This is a genomic window from Acinetobacter sp. 226-1, from assembly GCF_030329325.1.
GTDB lineage: Bacteria > Pseudomonadota > Gammaproteobacteria > Pseudomonadales > Moraxellaceae > Acinetobacter > Acinetobacter sichuanensis.
The window spans coordinates 34,403-49,158 of the sequence record NZ_JACANU010000011.1 but is presented as its reverse complement, the minus strand read 5'-3'; the positions used below and the strand labels follow the sequence as shown (position 1 = coordinate 49,158).

Genomic DNA, 14,756 nt, shown 5'->3' with positions numbered 1-14,756 from the left:
ATATACTTTGTCATTGATTTCAAACAGTCTATTCTAGATTTTATTATTTTCTTCAAATCAATAAGATCAACAACAAAATTATTGAAATTTCATGCTCCTCACAAATCATGACTATTTTTCAATTCATTCAACTTTGATGAGCCATATGCGTTAGATAACTTTAAATCGAATTTAAACAAAATAAATAAAAATTAAATATTTAGAGAAATAAAAATAAATAAAAATTAAATATTTAGAGAAATAAAAATAAATCAGTACCAATAAATACACAAAACTGTAATACCTAAAAATGATGACAAAATACATTTTTCAAACTTATACTTTCTCATCTCTCTAGAAATTAAATTTTTTATATTTTTCAAAAATAAATCAAAAGTTTAACTTGATTAAATTTTAAAAACCCAGAACTGATCTATAAAACTTTTAAAAAAAACCGTCGCTCTAGGTTATAGTTACATAAATCAAATCAACAGTTTTGGTCAATTCGGTTTAAACTAAATCAACTTTAAAAAATAGAAAATTTGTCATATTTTAACATTGTTATTTAGCAGCAAAATTCTCAATATATAGCGCATAGTCGGTATGTGACTTCTGCACCAATTAAAACAATTTATAAAATAGATGTAGAAAAATATGCCATAATACGCAAACTTTGCAGCGATCTTGCAAAGATTTTTTGCAACTTTTAAATTGGAGCAGGCTCAATGAGTTCGACCATTTTGGTCATTCACGGACCAAACTTAAACTTGCTAGGAAAGCGCGAACCAGAAGTCTATGGTCACCTTACTTTAGAAGATATTAATCAGCAGCTCATCGCTCAAGCACAAAAGCTCAATATAACACTAGATACTTTCCAAAGTAATTGGGAAGGTGCCGTTGTAGATCGTATCCATCAAGCGCAGCAAGAAGGTGTGCAGTTTATTATTATTAATCCTGCTGCACTCACTCACACTTCTGTTGCAGTACGTGATGCATTATTAGGTGTCGCAATTCCTTTTATTGAAGTCCACCTATCAAATGTTCATGCTCGCGAAGCATTTAGACATCATTCATATTTATCAGATAAAGCCGTTGGCGTGATTTGCGGTCTTGGAGCAAAAGGCTATTCCTTTGCTTTAGATTTTGCAATCGAAAAAATTCAATCTTCAACTCATTCATAACATTAGGAATACGAATCCATGGATATTCGCAAAATCAAAAAGCTCATCGATTTGATGATCGAATCTGACCTTCAAGCGATTGAGGTTAAGGAAGGAGATCAATCGATTGCATTGACGCGTCGTAATCCTGTTGTTGCTGGTGGTGTTATACCTGTTGCAGCAGCACCTACTATTGATGCACCAGTTGTCAAAGCTGCTGCTCGTGGTGCTGTAGAAACTTCTCCAATGGTTGGCGTTTTCTATGCTGCACCAAATCCAGGTGAAGCACCTTTTGTTAATGTGGGGCAAACGATTTCTGCAGGTGAAACCTTAGGAATCATTGAAGCAATGAAAATCATGAACCCAATTGAAGCAACTCAAAGTGGTGTGATTGAAGAAATTTTAGTAAAAAATGGTGATGTAATCCAATTCGGTCAACCTTTATTCCGCTACCGCGCGTAATCGCTAGGGGGTTGATATGTTGCAAAAAGTTTTAATTGCAAACCGAGGTGAGATTGCGCTTCGCATCACTCGTGCTTGTAAAACTTTAGGAATCAAAACCGTTGGTATCTACTCTGATGCTGACAAAGACTTGATGCATTTACGTTTTGTAGATGAAGCTGTATGTATTGGTCCAGGTGCGAGTAGTGAAAGCTACTTAAATATCCCTGCGATTATTACTGCCGCAGAGATTACAGGCGCAGATGCGATCCATCCTGGTTATGGATTCTTGTCTGAAAATGCTGAATTTGCTGAAATCGTTGAAAGTTCTGGGTTCATTTTCATTGGACCTCGTCCCGAACATATTCGCCTAATGGGGAATAAAGTTTCTGCAATTATGGCAATGCGTAAAGCAGGTGTTCCAACCGTACCAGGTTCTGCTCATGCAGTGACACCAAATAATGCGCTTGCTGAAGCGAAAGAAATAGGTTTTCCACTCATCGTAAAAGCAGCATCTGGCGGTGGTGGTCGTGGTATGCGTATTGTAGAGCGTGTAGATACCCTACTCGAATCTGTTCAAGCTGCTCAACGTGATGCTGAAATGTGGTTTGGTGATGACACCGTTTACATGGAACGCTTTTTACAAAAGCCACGTCATGTTGAAGTACAAATTTTAGCTGATGGTAATGGTCACGCTGTACATCTGTATGACCGCGATTGCTCTTTACAACGCCGTCATCAAAAAGTGCTTGAAGAAGCACCAGCACCTGGTTTACCTGAAGAAGCGCGTGCTCATATTCTTGAAGCTTGTGTCACTGCATGTAAACTTATGCAATATCGTGGTGCAGGTACTTTCGAGTTTTTATTTGAAGATGGTGAGTTCTTCTTTATTGAAATGAATACTCGTGTTCAAGTAGAGCATCCTGTTTCTGAAATGGTGACAGGCATTGATATTATTGAACAACAATTACGCATTGCAGCAGGTCTTGGTCTAAATCTTCAACAAGAAGATATTCATGTACAAGGTCATGCAATTGAATGTCGTATTAATGCAGAAGATCCTTCATCATTTTTACCATCACCAGGTAAAATTGAAAGCTTCTATGCACCAGGTGGTGCAGGTATCCGCTTAGATTCTCATATCTATCAAGGATATAACATTCCACCTTATTATGACTCAATGATTGCAAAACTCATTTCTCATGGTAAAGATCGCGATACCGCGATTGCACGCATGAAACAAGCACTTGATGAGATTATTCTGACTGGAATTAAAACCAATATTCCTTTACATAAAGACTTAATCTTACAAGATAAAAAGTTTTGTGAACAAGCAATGGACATTCATTACCTTGAAAAACATTTACTTAAACAAGTACAAGGTCATGAAAATGATGCTTAACTTTTGAGTAAGTAAATAAAAAACCTCTTGAATTCAAGAGGTTTTTTATTGCTATCTGTTAAGGTAAAACACGATTTAAGGTTGCAAAGCATTTATCTTCTTTTTCAGATGCACAGAATTTAATGGTATTTTCATTTTTCCAACGTACAAAATACTGAGAAACCTCACCCGCCTGATTTTCTTGATAACCAGAGCAATCTACCTGATTATTTTCATATTTAATCTGCATAATTAAAGCAGGTAGCTTTTCTTTTGTATTATCTGGAGACGGTTGATAATCAAATAAACCGATTGACCATTCTTTACCGCTATTGACCACGACTTCATTGCCACCACGAAAATTGTAATACTCTACACATTTTTTATTATTTGGAATTTCCATTCCCCATAATCCTAAAATCTCAGGACGTGTTGAAATACGAATTGTATTTGCAACTAAGGGAGTAATCACTTGACTTGCGGCAACAGGTGCTGTTGAATTCGTCTCAGCAAAAGTAAAATTTGATGTGCAAATCAATAAAGGAATTAATAATAATGTTTTCTTCATATCCGAAAGCGTACCACAATTTATTTACATTTAAACTAACATATTTTGCTAATAATGCATGTAAAAATAACCATATATGAACAATCTTTTAAAAAAAATTCTTCATTTAGTTCAACCTCAAAAAAATGTGTTTTGCTACAACAAAATATTGAATATGTATAGGAAAATTAAGATTTCTATGAAATACTTTATTCAAACTTAACAATTCCATAAAATAAATGTGTAGTTATACACTTTTGATATTATAGGGTCCTGAATTGTCTGTATTTACTCAAACATTTCAACATAGTGTCAAACAACAAGTTAATGCTTTTCTGATTGTTGCAAGCATCGTCTTCATTTGCGCCTTATTTGGTATTTTGGCACGCCCTTTATTTTTTCTTTCGATTTGCTGGCCTGCAAATGCTGCACTTTTAGGCTTATTTCTTCGCTTTAAATCGCTGAATAATTTAGGAGGTTGGACAGGCGCATTTACTGCTTTTATGCTTGCAGATCTACTCACTGGCAATACATTTCTCATTACTCTGTTACTGACCATTGCAAATTTATTAAACCCTTTGGTTTCTTTATCCTTAATTACCTTATTTAGACTCAACTATAAAGAATACAATAAGGGACTGACTTTTTTATATTTATTTATTTTATGCTCGATTGGAGGTTGTCTAGCAAGCCCTGCTTTTGCTGCACTCACATTACCTTATATCGATAATACATTTATGACCCTTGAGCGTGTCTGGATTGATTTTGGAATGTGGTGGTCAGGTGAAATTTTAAATATGATTGCATTTTTACCTATTTTATTGGCAATACCTGACAAACAAACCTTCCATGATGTGATACAAAATATCAAACTCAAAGGACTGCCATTTCAGATTTTTCTTCCTCTTATTGCTGTCATTATTTCGGTCAGTTTAACGCATTTTTTTATCGGTCCAGGGGCACTCATGTTCCCCATTGCTGCATTGGTTTGGGCATCATTAACTTATAATTTGTTTTTTATTGCATTAATTAATTGTGTCGTTTGCATGTTGCTTAATAATACCTTAAGCGAATTTTACATTCATCAATCGTCTAATGCTTTTTTAGCGACCTCTATTTCAATCCGAATGGGTTTATTTATGTTAGCTCTTGGACCACTTACATTGGCAATTATTAGTTTAAACCGTCAAAAACTTTATCAGCAGATTTTATATCTTGCAAATCATGATAGTTTAACAACAGTTATGAATCGACGATTTTTCTATGAGCAAAGTGAAGATGTTGTTGGTTCAACCACAAAAATACAAACCGAAAAAACCATTACGGTTTTATTATTAGATCTTGATCATTTTAAAAAGATTAATGATCAACATGGTCATTATAATGGTGATATCGTACTTAAAACCTTTACACAAAGAATAAAAAATATTTTAAGAGAAGACGATTTATTCGGTCGATTAGGTGGTGAAGAATTTGCTATTTTATTGAAAAATGTCAATTTAAATCAGAGTATTATAATCGCAGAAAGAATACGTGAAATTATTCAATCCACCCCTACAGCTTTGGATAATGGTGAACAAATTTATATTAGTGTCAGTATTGGTCTAAGTTTTGAAAAACTTCCTTATGCCTTACCATTTCAACAATTAATTAATCGTGCAGATCATGCTTTATATCAAGCAAAAGAAAAAGGTCGTAATCAAATTTGTTTAGAATCAAATTTAAGAACGATTACTTAAACGAAACTTTACTCTAAATGCCTTATTATTAATTCGATCAAAAATCATATTCTCCTCACTATTTTTAACATACATTTTTTATATTAATGCCAAATATATCACACAAATAAAATCATCATACGAATAAAAAAAACAAATCAATAAAAAGCAAAATATAACAAAAAGATCAATTCTGATTTTTGTGAAAAATCATAATGAATATGCTTTCATTTTAAGCTATAACTAGGATGAGTATATTTATTATTCACTCATTTTTTGAAAAATTTATCTGATACTTTAGGAGAGTCACCATGTCATATGAACATATTCTTGTCCCAATGGATGAATCCCCTATTTCTTATGCAGCATTACAACATGCTGAAGAAATTGCCCTCAAATTTAGCTCTAAAATTACCGTGATTAGCGTATTAGCACTTGACCCTATGATCGGTGTTGATTTTTATCAAATTGCACCTTCAATTACTGAATATGTACTTGCTGCTGAAAAAAATGCGCAAGCACGTATCAATGAAGTAAAAGAAACACTTTTAGCTCATGGTATACAACAGGTTAACACTAAAATTGTACGTGAGGTGTCACCTGCCACGGGAGTTTTAAATACCTTAAATGAAATTGGTGCGGACTTAATTATTATGGGTTCTCATGGGCGTAAAGGATTAAAAAAATTTGTTTTAGGCAGCGTAGCCCAAGAAGTATTAGGTGAAAGTTTTGTTCCTGTTTTGATCGTTAAACAATAGAATATTTTCTCTTTTACTTTAAAATTTGCATGCTGTTTCACATTAATTTTAAATTAATTTTTAAAAGTGTAAATACAGGATTGGCGTGCTTTAATTTATGTGTTAATTATTTAATAAATCAAGAAATAACGATAACGGAGAAATTTAAATGGCTTACCAACATATTTTAGTTCCAGTAGATGGTTCTCAAATTTCCTATTCTGCTGCACAACAAGCAATTTCTATCGCAAAAGCATTTAATTGCCAACTCACTGCTATTAGTTTAGTCGCAGAAGATCCATTTTCAGGCGCAGATTTTTATTATAATGCGTCAATGATGAAAGAATATTTAGAAGAAGCCAATAAAAATGCACTCAAAGCTCTTGATCACGTCACACAACTTGCAACAGCAGAAGGAATCAGCATTCAGACCCAAGTGGTCAAAGGTTATGTTTCATCAGAAACAATTATTGAAACCGCTGAAAAGTTGAATATTGACTTAATTGTTATGGGTTCACATGGTCGTCGAGGCTTTAAAAAATTCTTCCTCGGTAGTTTTGCTCAAGATGTATTAGGACAAACAACATTGCCTGTTTTAATTGTTAAAGAATAAAAACTTGTCGTGATAAAAGCCTGCTTTTGCAGGCTTTTGGCTGATATAAAATATAAAAATCTTAATTGATTGCGATAACCTTCACCAGAATCGTTTGTGTTTCTTCAAAATCATCAAAAATTTGCTTCCGTATTAACTCTTTAGATTTTACTTTAAAGTCATGATGCTGATATTGAATGATATTCGGAATTTGATCAAAGTATTGGCTACCTGCTTCTAAATTTTCTTCAAATAGTGGCGTACCAAGCTGATAATCTTTACTCTTCAAAACTACATATTTAACGGTGGTTTTCATAAGCTACTCCCTATTTTCATGCCCTTTATTTTTAGTTATAACAGCTTTTGAAGAACAATAAAGGACTTTATAGCGTAAATTGTTTACTATTTCCGCGAATGATCATTTACACATAGTTGCTTCAAAATTTTAAAATGATCATTCACTGTAAAATTCACAATTTATTCATAGCTCGATTATGATACTCACAGTCCCCAATTCATGATAACGTTCTCTCATTCATCTATTTTTATATTTCAATAATTGAAATAAAAGTAAAATCTTATGTATTTAACAAAATGTTGTGCTGAGCTTCAATCCAAAAATCTACAAATAGCCTTTATTGAAAGTGCAAGTTCAGGATATTTAACTGCACAGTTTTCCATTTATAAAGATCGTGGTGCAAATATTTTATTGGGTGGCTTGGTCAGTTATGACCCTTCCATTAAAGTTAAAATATTACATATAGATCCACTACTTATCGAAAAATATAGTGCAGAATCTATAGAAGTTACCACCGCAATGGCGGTGCAAGGTAAAGTTTTATTTGAGCAAGCAGACCTCATCATCAGTTGTACTGGACTATTAAAACATGGAGGCAGTGAGTCTATAGCAAAGCCTGTTGGTACTTTTTTTATCTGCATTTATGCTTTTAATCAAAAATATCATTTTCAGTATCTGATAAATGGAAGTGCCGAAAGTAAATTGCAACAATTAACTGAATTTGTTGCAAAAGAAATTCTTCATCTTATTCAATAACAAATATGCGAACTTTAATACAATTTAAAACGGCAAATTTGCTAAGAATTGTTCACTTTTCAGCATGAAAGCGTTAAATTTAACATATTCTCTACAGAGATATAACAATCATATGAAGATGGGTAAATTTATGAAACTTCAATTGGCTTTAGTGGCTACAGTTGCATTATTCACAGGTTGTGCAGGTTCTTATCCTGAACGAGTTGTGACTAAAGGACCATTAATTTGTGAGACTGGCGAGATTTGCCCTGAACTTGCAATGCGTTGGAATGATGAAAAACGTGATGGTTTTAAAATTGTCGCTGAAATTAATAACCCAACAAAATATGATATTAAACAATTTGAGTTTTTAGTGGATGGGCAACCTTATACTTATTCAACAATTAATGCGACTCAGTATAATGAACAAATTTCTTCAAACTCGATTATTGTTCCTGTAAGCTTCTTAAATTCTTTCCGTAATGGTAAAGAAATTTCACTTAAACTTGTTACAGATCAAGGTGATATTGAGCGTTCTATCTTAAAAGCAGATGGTCAGCAATCTTCTGCATATTTAACTTTCCTAAAAGGTTATACAGGTCAACTGCCTCAATAAGTTATTTATAGATTGAAATAAAAAACCAGACTCAAGGTCTGGTTTTTTTACACTTAGATACTGATCAAATCATTTAGGCTCAATCGGTTTAAATGGTGCGATCACATCAGCATTTTGTGCACGATGACGCATAAAATGATCCATCAAAACAATCGCTAACATCGCTTCAGCAATTGGTGTCGCACGTACACCCACACAAGGATCATGACGACCTTTGGTCAATACATCTGTATCTTCACGATCTATATTAATGGTTTTACCCGATGTTGTAATTGATGCTGTTGGTTTTAAAGCAATAGCAACACGTATCGTTTGACCTGAAGAAATCCCACCTAAAATCCCACCTGCATGATTTGCAAGGAAACCATCCGTCGTTAATTCATCACGGCTTTCATGACCAAACTGACCAGCTACAGCAAAACCATCACCGATTTCAACACCTTTGACCGCGTTGATTCCCATCATAGCATGCGCAATATCTGCATCTAAACGATCAAATACAGGCTCGCCCCAACCCACAGGAACATTTTCAGCAAGGATTTCAAGCTTTGCACCGCAACTTGTGCCTTGTTCACGTAAAGAAGTCACTAACGCTTCGAAACGTGGCACAGCATCTACATCACCACAGAAAAATGGGTTGTTTGGGACTTCATTCCAATCCAGTTTTTCAACAACTTCTGTTCCAATCTGAGTCACATGCCCACGAACCAAAATACCGAATTTTTCAGCAAGGAATTTCTTGGCAATTGCACCCGCCGCAACGCGCATAGCAGTTTCACGTGCGCTTGAACGACCACCACCACGATAATCACGGAAACCGTATTTATGGGTATAGGTATAATCTGCATGACCAGGACGGAAAGTTTGGGCAATATTGCCGTAGTCTTTCGATTTTTGGTCAGTATTACGAATGAGTAAACCAATTGGTGTACCTGTTGTTTTACCTTCAAAAACCCCTGAAATGATTTCTACTTCATCAGGTTCTTTACGTTGGGTTGCAAACTTAGACGTTCCAGGTTTGCGGCGGTCTAAATCTTTTTGTAAGTCTTCAGCAGAGAGTTCTAAGCCTGGTGGCACACCATCTACAATCGCCATCAAACCTACGCCGTGAGATTCACCACAAGTCGTTACACGGAAAAGTTGTCCAATACTATTACCTGCCACGCTCATGACTCCTTAAGCTTGAATGGATTGAATAAATAAATCACGGAAAGTACGACATTGTTCAGCTGTTAAAGCAAAAATACCTGAACCGCCTTTTTGGAACTGTAACCAATAAAAATCAATCGTATTAAAGTTTTGTTTCATTGCCCATTCAGAGTTACCTACTTCAATGACAATTAAACCATCTTCCGTTAAGTAATCAGCCGCCTGAGCCAACATTTTACGAACTAAATCTAAACCATCTTGACCTGCTGCAAGCGCAAGTTCTGGTTCATGGTGAAACTCTTCAGGTAAATCAGCCATATCTTCCGCATCTACATAAGGCGGATTAGACACGATCAAATCATATTGATTTTCAGCAGGAATTTTAGCAAATAAATCTGATTCAAGCAGTGCAACTTGGTATTGCTTATTATGATGTTCCGTATTAATTGAAGCTACTTCTAAAGCTTCTTTAGAAATATCCGTCGCATCAACTTCTGAGTCTGGGAATGCATACGCCAATGCAATGGCAATACAACCTGAACCTGTACACATATCTAAAATACGTTGTGGCGTTTTCGGATTGGTATTTTCAGGTAAATTGTTGACGCCTTCACGAGCTTGACCATTTTCATCCAAACAATATGGCGCAAAACGATTTTGAATCAATTCAGCAATCGGTGAACGTGGAATAAGTACACGCTCATCGACATAGTAAGGTTTGCCATCAAAATAAGCTAAATTCAACAAGTAAGAAGTCGGTACTTTTTCATTAATACGACGTTCTAATAAGCTTAAAAATTCAGCCTTTTCGCTTGGCAATAATTTAGCATCTAAAATTTCAGCGTCCGCATTCCACTCTAGCGACATGGTTTGTAAAACCAATGCAGAACTTTCTGCAAAATAATCTTCTGTACCCTGACCTAAATGTGCATCATATTGACGTAATGCTGTCACCCCAAAACGAATAAAATCACGAATTGTTACGAGGTTTTCAGCAGCTTCTTGTAAATGTTCAGCGCTAATAGTCGGTCGATCCACTTAAGGTCTCTCCAAGGTCAAAATATTAAAACTGCTTAATGATACCTTGTTTTGTTTACATTTATAATGCTTTATCAAGCGATGTATAAAAATCAACGATATTTGTATGCTTGTTTTTCTAGCAGATCTGCCTGAGCTTGTGTTTTTTTCATTGCACAAAAATAATATTTACTTGCATGTCCAACAGAAAGTTTTACATTGTTTATTAAACATTGTTCATCACGGAAGGTGAGCCAGTTTTTATTGACTTTTTCTTGTTCTTTACGTTTTTCTTTAGCCAAAGCTTTAACATGAATATCGGCAAAATATTCATAACGTTTCGTTTGTTGTTTAAGTTCCGCCTTCATACACAATGCAGCCTGTGCAGTTGAATCTTGTGTTTGGCTCATACAATTCAAATATTCTGCGCTATATCCCATTGCATGACTCACAGACATTGCACCAAACAATATACCAACGCCCCATCCCCAAACAGCTAATTTCATCATTGCCCCCAAAGAACTGTATTTTAAAATATTTATTATTGAATAAAAAACACATCTTAAAATACTTGGAAAAAATTGCAAAGCAAAATTAGAATAGATCAGAAATAGGAATGTCTAAGATCATACATATAAAAAACTATTTTACAGCTAAAAAATGTTTTTCAGCGACTAGCTTAATTTTTATCCCTCGATAAAAACGCGTTAAACTATCATCAGATTTTGTTACTTGATCAAAAAATTTATCTTGCCCAATTAAACGAGTATAGGTTTTATAACCAATTTCTAATTTATCTGGGTTTTTACCTGCTTTTTTAAAATCTTCAATCATGTCATTTAATGTTTTTAAATTTAATTCGCTCATCAAGAAAATACCTTTAACTTTTCTTTGTTTTAACACGAATAATTTGCATTTATATGACAATAGGCTCAAATTTAAACTTGATTTTTAGCAATTTTTCCTCCATCTATAAATATAAATCATCGGCTTGGTAAGTTTAAATGAGTTATAAACACAATAACCTAATGGCAATGCGCCAAAATTTCTGGAACGATACAGAGACAGATTCTGTCCAATTAGAAAAGTTATTTTTACAGAACATTTTAGCTGAACATGGTGTATTTAATGCGCCAACTCTAGAAGATGTAAAATATTTTTTCTTTAGTTTACCAAGTATTATCATCATTAAAGGTTATGCTTTAGGTTTTAGTCACAGTGCCATCCAAAGTATGATCACGCAATATATCCACGAGAATAAGGTACGTTTAATGCAACATGAAACACTCAAAATCCAATATCGTATGTAAATATAAAGTTTGAATTTACATGTAGTGTTTAATATCACATATATTGTATTGAAAACATACAATATTGGTCAGGTAAAACTATTTTAATACGTGGATAGCATGTAATATGTTGCACACTATGTTGTATGCTCAATCGCTTACTTTAAGGATTTAATCTTCATGTCAGATCAGAATGATAAGCTTAAACAGTTAAAAACATCTTCCATGGACAGACGCTTATCAATTGCCAAAGCCTCTTTGTTAGCAGGATCTCGTTGGGCTGCTTCAAGTGCAAGTTCAATCTTTTCAAGTGAAGAAGCAAAAGAAAAGAAACGTAAAAAAGCAATGAAAGAGCAAGCTGAATATTTAGTTTCTGAAATAGGCAAGCTTAAAGGTTCAATTGTCAAAATTGGACAAATGATGGCACTATATGGTGAACATTTTCTACCTGAAGAAATCACACAAGCTTTAAATACCTTAAATAATCAAACTGTTGCTTTGGCTTGGCCTGCGATAAAAGAACAATTAGTGAGTCAGCTAGGTTCCAAACTCGATGACTTAACTATTGATCATGAACCGATTGGTACTGCATCTTTAGCACAAGTTCACCGCGCTACTCGTAAATCTGATGGCTTAGAACTTGTTTTAAAAATCCAATATCCAGGTGTGGCTGAAGCGATTGATTCAGATATGAGCTTATTTAAAAACATGCTCAAACTCACACGAATGGTGCCACAAACTCGTGAATTTGATCAATGGTTTGATGAAGTACGTGACATGATGCATCGAGAAGTTGATTATCATGTTGAAGCGGCAACCACACGCCGTTTTGCTGAGCGACTACAAAACGATGCACGTTATGCTGTACCTCAAATCATTAATGACTACTGCACAGACCGCGTTTTATGTATGACTTTTGAACGCGGTGTACCAATTAACAGCCCTGTGATGTTGTCTTTACCACAAGAGCGTCGTAATGCTTTAGGTGAAGCTTCTTTAGAAATTGCCGTGCGTGAAATCTTTGAATGGGGTGAAATGCAAACTGATCCAAATTTTGGTAATTATTTAGTACGTTTGGGCAACGGCAAAGATATTAAAGATAAAATTATTTTACTGGACTTCGGTGCAATTCGTCAGTTTGATGCTCAACTTCTGCAAGTTGCACGCAATCTGATCAAAGCAGGTTACAACCATGATGCAAATGCAATGGTTGATGCTATGACTGGTTATGAGTTTTTTGATGGCATGCCTGCAAGTATTAAACCTGATATGGCAAAAGTATTTTTATTGGCGACAGAAGCATTTAGTTCGCCTATCAACAATCATGATTTACCTAAAGGCGTTATGGATGAACATAATCGTTATGATTGGAAAAAAAGCTTATTACATAGCCGTGTAATGCAGCAAGCCTCTAAATCTATGGCATCGCGTTATTTCAGTGTTCCACCTAAAGAATTTATGTTTATTAGCCGTAAATTTATTGGTGCTTATACCTTTATGACAGTCATAGAGGCGAAGACCAATGTCCGCAAAATGATCACTCCTTTTATATAAAATCGGGATAGATGACTAAAATGGCAAATTTTTCAAAAATGTCATTTTAGTCAATACCCAACATTTGTTGGTTTTTATAAAAATAAAATAATAATAAAATACAAATACTTAAATTAAAATATTTTTATCTATTTCCACTTATCTACTTCACTCTACTTCGTCAGCTTTGACATAGTTTTTTATAAAATGGCATGTCAGGATAGTTTGTATACCACCACAAAAAACTAGGTATTCAAATGACCAACATGGTAAATAAAGCTCAAGGCTTGGGCTTAAATCTCATTACAAAAATTGCGGGAAGCGAATTATTAGACCAATTAAAACTTCGTAAATTTGTTGAAAAATCATTGTATCAGGGGTCTAAAGTTGGATTTAAAACGCTCTCAGCTTCACAAAAAGCGTTTAAATCAAGCCCTGAAGTTAATAAACAGCGCTTACCTACACAAAATAAAAGTTTATTTGACTTAAATTTAACTGAAGAACAGCAAATGACTGTAGATGCAATGTCACAGTTTGCATCTGAAGTCCTTTATCCCCTTGCTCACCAAGCTGATCAAAATGAAAAATTTCCACAAGAATTATGGCAACATAGCCTTGACTTGGGGATTAATTATTATGCTTTGCCAGAAGCTTTAGGTGGTGTTGCGACTGAACAAAATATTTTAAGTAATGTGTTAATTGCAGAAAGCTTAGCCAAAGGTGATTTTTCATTGGCTGCGGGCTTACTTTCTACTTTCAGTACAATCAACGCCATTACGCTTTGGGGTTCAGCACAAACTCAATCTACTTATTTACCTGCTTTTGCAGAAGATCCATCTCTTCAAGCAACTTTTGCAGTACAAGAAGCAACACCTGCTTTTAATCCTTATCGTTTAAAAACTAAAGCAATATCTCAAAATGGACAATTTACCATTGATGGAGAAAAAACACTGGTTTTATTGGGCGAAACTGCTGAAATTTTCATTGTGAGTGCTGACTTCAAAGGTCAACCAGATGTTTTTATTGTTAAACGTGATGCCAGCATAAGTTACAAAAAAACTCCTGCTATGGGTTTGAAAGGCACTGAAACCGTCACATTAAACTTTAATAAAACTCCTGCCTTACGTTTAGGTGATGATGACTTTAATTACACTGCCTTTTTAGATTTGGGTAATTTAATGTGGTGCGCTTTAGCTGTCGGCACGTGTGAAGCAGTGAAAAACTATTGTGTGCAATATGCCAATGAACGTACAGCTTTTGGTGAGCCAATTTCACACCGTCAAAGCGTCGCTTTTATGATTGCAGATATGGCGATTGAAATTGATGCAATGCGCATGTTGGTTCTCAACGCGGCTAGCCTTGCAGAAGCAGGAAAACCATTTCACCGTGAAGCTTATTTAGCACGTCTTTTATGTGCTGAAAAGTCCATGCAAATTGGGACAAATGGTGTACAAATTTTAGGTGGTCATGGTTTTACCAAAGAGCATCCTGTTGAGCGTTGGTATCGCGACTTACGTGCTACCGCAATTTTACAGTCTGGCTTACATGCTTAATCAACAATAAC

Annotated in this window: 17 protein-coding genes; 11 read left to right on the top strand and 6 right to left on the bottom strand. The window is 34.8% G+C overall.

Translation table 11 applies throughout. The features are described 5' to 3' along the window. Positions 1–704 precede the first annotated feature (704 nt). From aroQ to accC, 3 genes are read left to right on the top strand one after another with little or no spacing between them, the layout of a single operon-like run. On the top strand, positions 705–1,160 hold the full coding sequence (gene aroQ, locus HX124_RS14380; protein ID WP_107008987.1) for a type II 3-dehydroquinate dehydratase: 456 nt from the start codon (positions 705–707) through the stop codon (positions 1,158–1,160). Between the two features lie 18 nt (positions 1,161–1,178). Next, the gene (accB, locus tag HX124_RS14375) at positions 1,179–1,601 is read left to right on the top strand and encodes an acetyl-CoA carboxylase biotin carboxyl carrier protein (protein WP_286383630.1); all 423 of its coding nucleotides are present in this window, start codon (positions 1,179–1,181) and stop codon (positions 1,599–1,601) included. A gap of 16 nt (positions 1,602–1,617) precedes the next feature. Next, the gene (gene accC / locus HX124_RS14370) at positions 1,618–2,982 is read left to right on the top strand and encodes an acetyl-CoA carboxylase biotin carboxylase subunit (protein ID WP_107008989.1); all 1,365 of its coding nucleotides are present in this window, start codon (positions 1,618–1,620) and stop codon (positions 2,980–2,982) included. A 58-nt stretch (positions 2,983–3,040) separates the two neighbouring features. Here the strand turns inward: accC and HX124_RS14365 are convergent, their stop codons facing one another. Continuing rightward, positions 3,041–3,529 carry a hypothetical protein gene (locus HX124_RS14365; protein ID WP_286383629.1) on the bottom strand — a complete coding sequence of 163 codons (489 nt, stop codon included), beginning with the start codon at positions 3,527–3,529 and terminating at the stop codon, positions 3,041–3,043. A 257-nt stretch (positions 3,530–3,786) separates the two neighbouring features. Between HX124_RS14365 and HX124_RS14360 the strand changes: the two genes are divergently transcribed. The 3 genes from HX124_RS14360 to HX124_RS14350 all read left to right on the top strand — a co-directional run bounded on the left by HX124_RS14360 (position 3,787) and on the right by HX124_RS14350 (position 6,576). Beyond that, positions 3,787–5,247, top strand: coding sequence for a sensor domain-containing diguanylate cyclase (locus tag HX124_RS14360; RefSeq protein ID WP_286376949.1), 1,461 nt, complete (start codon positions 3,787–3,789; stop codon positions 5,245–5,247). Positions 5,248–5,537: 290 nt separating this feature from the next. Next, positions 5,538–5,984 carry a universal stress protein gene (locus tag HX124_RS14355; protein WP_286383628.1) on the top strand — a complete coding sequence of 149 codons (447 nt, stop codon included), beginning with the start codon at positions 5,538–5,540 and terminating at the stop codon, positions 5,982–5,984. A gap of 148 nt (positions 5,985–6,132) precedes the next feature. Further along, positions 6,133–6,576, top strand: a complete 444-nt coding sequence (locus tag HX124_RS14350; RefSeq protein ID WP_107008993.1) for a universal stress protein — start codon at positions 6,133–6,135, stop codon at positions 6,574–6,576. Positions 6,577–6,637: 61 nt separating this feature from the next. Here HX124_RS14350 and HX124_RS14345 read toward each other — a convergent pair whose 3' ends face one another. Next, the gene (locus HX124_RS14345) at positions 6,638–6,871 is read right to left on the bottom strand and encodes a hypothetical protein (RefSeq protein ID WP_107008994.1); all 234 of its coding nucleotides are present in this window, start codon (positions 6,869–6,871) and stop codon (positions 6,638–6,640) included. Between the two features lie 264 nt (positions 6,872–7,135). On the opposite strand from HX124_RS14345, the gene HX124_RS14340 reads away from it, so the two are divergent. Both HX124_RS14340 and HX124_RS14335 read left to right on the top strand, forming a co-directional pair. Beyond that, positions 7,136–7,609, top strand: a complete 474-nt coding sequence (locus HX124_RS14340) for a CinA family protein (protein ID WP_286383627.1) — start codon at positions 7,136–7,138, stop codon at positions 7,607–7,609. A gap of 130 nt (positions 7,610–7,739) precedes the next feature. Continuing rightward, a complete protein-coding gene (locus HX124_RS14335; protein ID WP_286383626.1) occupies positions 7,740–8,204 on the top strand; it encodes a hypothetical protein in 465 nt (154 codons plus the stop codon). A gap of 69 nt (positions 8,205–8,273) precedes the next feature. Here HX124_RS14335 and aroC read toward each other — a convergent pair whose 3' ends face one another. The 4 genes from aroC to HX124_RS14315 all read right to left on the bottom strand — a co-directional run bounded on the left by aroC (position 8,274) and on the right by HX124_RS14315 (position 11,273). Then, the gene (gene aroC, locus HX124_RS14330) at positions 8,274–9,368 is read right to left on the bottom strand and encodes a chorismate synthase (RefSeq protein ID WP_286383625.1); all 1,095 of its coding nucleotides are present in this window, start codon (positions 9,366–9,368) and stop codon (positions 8,274–8,276) included. A 12-nt stretch (positions 9,369–9,380) separates the two neighbouring features. Continuing rightward, positions 9,381–10,391 carry a 50S ribosomal protein L3 N(5)-glutamine methyltransferase gene (prmB, locus tag HX124_RS14325; protein WP_286383624.1) on the bottom strand — a complete coding sequence of 337 codons (1,011 nt, stop codon included), beginning with the start codon at positions 10,389–10,391 and terminating at the stop codon, positions 9,381–9,383. Positions 10,392–10,483: 92 nt separating this feature from the next. After that, complete coding sequence (locus HX124_RS14320; RefSeq protein ID WP_286383623.1) at positions 10,484–10,876, bottom strand: hypothetical protein; 393 nt, start codon at positions 10,874–10,876, stop codon at positions 10,484–10,486. 136 nt (positions 10,877–11,012) lie between these two features. Next, on the bottom strand, positions 11,013–11,273 hold the full coding sequence (locus tag HX124_RS14315) for a hypothetical protein (RefSeq protein ID WP_286376955.1): 261 nt from the start codon (positions 11,271–11,273) through the stop codon (positions 11,013–11,015). A 101-nt stretch (positions 11,274–11,374) separates the two neighbouring features. Here HX124_RS14315 and HX124_RS14310 point away from each other — a divergent pair, with 101 nt between their 5' ends. The 3 genes from HX124_RS14310 to HX124_RS14300 all read left to right on the top strand — a co-directional run bounded on the left by HX124_RS14310 (position 11,375) and on the right by HX124_RS14300 (position 14,745). Beyond that, entirely contained in the window at positions 11,375–11,680 is a 306-nt protein-coding gene (locus HX124_RS14310; protein WP_107009000.1) for a hypothetical protein, read from the top strand. A gap of 159 nt (positions 11,681–11,839) precedes the next feature. Further along, positions 11,840–13,213 carry an ABC1 kinase family protein gene (locus tag HX124_RS14305; protein ID WP_286383622.1) on the top strand — a complete coding sequence of 458 codons (1,374 nt, stop codon included), beginning with the start codon at positions 11,840–11,842 and terminating at the stop codon, positions 13,211–13,213. Between the two features lie 245 nt (positions 13,214–13,458). After that, complete coding sequence (locus HX124_RS14300) at positions 13,459–14,745, top strand: acyl-CoA dehydrogenase family protein (protein WP_286383663.1); 1,287 nt, start codon at positions 13,459–13,461, stop codon at positions 14,743–14,745. The last annotated feature ends 11 nt before the right edge of the window (positions 14,746–14,756 follow it).